This is a genomic window from Bacillus sp. P4_D3 (assembly GCF_056401855.1).
Map to the genome: position 1 here is coordinate 1 of NZ_JBFUIN010001219.1, position 658 is coordinate 658.

Here is a 658-nt window from a genome sequence, read left to right on the forward strand (position 1 = left end):
CTTCTAGGAAATTTCTAGGTTCGTATAGACTACACTGTTTATTTACTCTTTCTTTTGTTTGAAGTTTATAACTTTCACTCCACTTGGATTAATGTTATAAGTAATTGTTACAACATGATTTGGCGGGTTATGGGCGTTTGTATAAGTTCGATACTTTGCAACGACAATGAAGTTAAAAGTGTATTTTGGKGATCGGTCAATTTTTATAACCTTCGCCTCAGTTAAACTATACTGATGCGAAGGTCCAAGTTTGCTTTGAATCGTTCGACTTGCATACGGAGCCAATAAAGTGTTATAGGAATCATAAAAATCTTTATCAGATATGTTAGCTGCGTTTCCTTCTTTCGGAGATGCAAATATGACCATTATTAAAATCCCGTAAATTATTAGGGATAGTTTACTCTTTAGCATGAGATTCACTCCAGGCTGATTAGATGATAAACTTTAGGATGCTCTAAAAAATAATGACTATTCTCTTTATGTTATTCTTAGCTTATTAAGCATCAAATAAATCAGAGCTTTTACTTGCGAGTCAATATTTTTAATAACATTTATGCTAGCTCGAATGACTGGAACTGATTTTTAAATATATTTCAAACAAATTGAAAAAAATACCAACCTAACGATCTAAAGATGCTGGCTTTTACTGAGTATATAT

At 32.0% G+C, this 658-nt stretch carries 1 protein-coding gene; it reads right to left on the reverse strand.

Annotation, left to right across the window (positions count from 1 at the left end; genetic code table 11):
* Nucleotides 1-42: 42 nt before the first annotated feature.
* Nucleotides 43-411 carry a DUF3888 domain-containing protein gene (locus AC1DTM_RS30415; protein WP_078182155.1) on the reverse strand — a complete coding sequence of 123 codons (369 nt, stop codon included), beginning with the start codon at nt 409-411 and terminating at the stop codon, nt 43-45.
* Between the last annotated feature and the right edge of the window lie 247 nt (nt 412-658).